The organism is Pseudoalteromonas sp., assembly GCF_041629635.1.
Lineage (GTDB): Bacteria > Pseudomonadota > Gammaproteobacteria > Enterobacterales > Alteromonadaceae > Pseudoalteromonas.
The window spans coordinates 1-2,972 of sequence record NZ_JBFKMX010000236.1; the positions used below are offsets into that span (position 1 = coordinate 1).

Annotated in this window: 3 protein-coding genes; all 3 read right to left on the bottom strand. The window is 39.0% G+C overall.

Features of this window, described 5'->3' with window-relative positions; genetic code table 11:
• On the bottom strand, positions 1–1,188 hold a 1,188-nt coding region (locus tag ABYD77_RS18510), incomplete at its 3' end, for a sensor histidine kinase (protein WP_372771570.1).
• A gap of 12 nt (positions 1,189–1,200) precedes the next feature.
• A complete protein-coding gene (locus tag ABYD77_RS18515; protein WP_372771571.1) occupies positions 1,201–1,899 on the bottom strand; it encodes a response regulator transcription factor in 699 nt (232 codons plus the stop codon).
• A gap of 156 nt (positions 1,900–2,055) precedes the next feature.
• A partial coding sequence (locus ABYD77_RS18520; protein WP_372771572.1) for a DJ-1/PfpI family protein occupies positions 2,056–2,972 on the bottom strand: 917 nt, incomplete at its 5' end.

Below are 2,972 nucleotides of genomic sequence, written 5' to 3' on the forward strand. Positions count from 1 at the left end.
TGTTATATCAATACCTAAGCGTTTACATAAACGTTTTACAATCGCAAGGCCAAAGCCAAGGCCTGTACTACTGTCACTTTTAACTCCAGCATCAAACACTTTGTTAACTAATTGCTTATCAATACCACAGCCCGAATCACGAATCGTTAGTCGATTATTGGCATACTCAATTAAAATTGTGCCTTCATTAGTATGATGAAACGCATTACTAATTAAATTACTTAACACCATTTTAAATGCATCATGATTAGTGTTTATTGTGGCAGTTGAGTCTACATTCACCTCAATCTCAATCGGTTTATTTTCAATCAATTTATGATGTAACAAAATCGCCTGTTCAATCAGCGGTAATAGTTTAATGTCACTTAATTCATAATCTTGCTCTCGGGCCATTGCCAATAAACCTGAAACTGATTGCTGCATATCACGCTGTGCATTTTCAATACGGGATAAAAGCACCTGTTGCTCTTGGTTAAGCGTTGTTTCTTTTAGTAACGCAACTGCACCCACACTAATCGCGATAGGTGTACGTAATTCATGGGAGGCATCACGAGTAAAATTTTGCTCCCGTTCAATAAACTGCTGAACACGCATAAAAGCATTATCTAGCGCTTTGGCAAATACGCCGATTTCATCTTGTTTAAACTGTGCTGAAAATCCAACAGGCATGGTGTCTGATGCGGTATTTGAAATAAGCTGATCGAGCGTCTTAATTGGTTTAGTGATACGCTTTGCTAATAGCCACGCCACCAATATAACTATTAACAAAATGATGGTGACAAAAAATAATGCGAAGCCCAACATACCGCCTTTATTTTTGCGCACAATCAGTTGCTCGCTCACCTCGGCAACTAAGTAACCGGAAGATAGCGCTTTAATATGGTAATGTTTGTCACCCTCACCAGAGAACTCTGTACGATTTGGCTCTTCCTGTAACACATTAAAAATTGCCTGTGGTAACGCATCGATCGACGCAACATAACTGACAAAAGGGTAATGGGTGGAGACCGTTTGCTTTGTGGCTAATTGCGACTCAACTTGCTCTTTTTCACTATTTAAAATAAAGCGAAAAAAACCATCTTCCACTTCATATGAAAATATAAAACCTAAGCCTATAAACAAGGTGCTGACTAGCAGAGCAATGCTGATAAACGATACAATGATGCGCGTTCTTATTAATGTAAACACAAGCTCAATCTCTTAAAATGTTAAACTAAACCCAACACCGTGGATGGTCTTGATAATCGGCTTTGCAAATGGCTTATCTAGCACCTTTCTGAGCTGATAAAAATGCGAACGAAGCGCATCCGAATCAGTTGGCTCATCTCCCCAAATTTTATCGCATAATTCTGAGCGCGATACCGCTCTTGGGTAGGCTTCCATCAAGATACGTAAAATAGCAAAACCTATCGGCTGCAGATGAATTTCAGCGCCTGCACGCAGTACCCGTTTGCTGGCAAAATCTAACACTAACTCAGTTTCATTTTTACCCAGTTGCAACTGTTTACTTTGAGATTGCGATTGATGCCTTTGAGTGATCGCCAAGCAACGTAAATAAAGCTCTTCTAACTCAAACGGTTTAGTCAGATAGTCATCAGCTCCTAACTCAAAGCCCGTTACTTTATCACTTAAGGTATCTCGCGCTGTCAGCATAATAATCGGGATATGTCGTTCAGCTTTATTTCTAAGCTCCTGACAAACCGCTAAGCCATCTTTTTTCGGCAACGCAATATCCAAAATAATGCAGTCATAAAAGTGTGCAAGGGCTAAAGAAGCGCCTTGCTCACCATCGTAAGCAAAGTCCATGATGGCGCCACGATTATCAAAAAAAGTGGCAATGTTGTTTGAAATCGCTACATTATCTTCAATCAAAAGTACTTTAAGCTGTTGTTCTTTCAATTTAATTATTCCTTTTAAGCCGACAAAATAAGGCTAGCATTTAAAGGTAAATGATATAAGGGGTAAAGGTGATGAATATCAGCATAAGTGCACTCATCGCACTATTTAGTGCAATGAGTGCAAATGTTAACTGCTTTATTAAAATCCGTTTTTTCATTAAAGCGATTGCACTTTATTCAATAAGGATGCGATATCTGTATTGTCTGGAAACTTTACTTTTGCGGCCGAAAGATGTTTTTTTGCAGCAGCAAAATCATTTTCTGCAAGCAATGTATTTGCCAGAGCCAGCTCCAGCATCGGATGATTAATGGCCTCTTTTGTTACTTCCATTAATGAAAGCGCAGTATCGCGCTCCATTTGATTTTGCGCATGCTTCCCTAAATAAACCCCAAGCATAGCTAATAGCATGGTATCAAAATCATCTTGGTTGGCATTATATGTACCAAGCGCTTGTGTTTTATTTACAAAAAATTGCTCTGCTAGTTTAATAGTGCGGTCGTCTTTAAATTCAATTGGCTTGTCGAGCGTTAAACCTAATTTTTCAACAACGGCAATCGCTGTGTCTGTGGTTGAAAATGGGTTTTGACCAGTCAATAAGTTGCCATCAAAACTGACTTGATTGAACATTAAACTATCTTGTTGATACAGCGCTCCTTGCTCCGATAATTTATTGGCAAGTGAAAATGGCATTTGCCATTTCTTAGTAAAGGCGCTTTCTTCTACATTACTAAAGGCTGACACGCGTTTACCTGCTAGCAAGTACTCACCATTTGAAAGTTTAATATCTAATAATGCTGCAGGTCCATGGCACACAGCCCCAATCACACCATTATTTTCATACACTTGCTTTATAATTCGCTTAACACTGCTATCCCTAACTAAATCGAACATAGGCCCTTTGCCACCGACTACATAAACGGCATCAAAATCCTGATGATTTAGTGATGCAAGCTGTATTGTGTTTTCTAATTTCGAAACAGCATTACTGTCTTTTAAAAACGCGGCATTATAGGATTTTTCTTTGTTGTAGTTATCTGCAAGCACTTTGCCGCCTTTTGGCGATGCGAATGTAA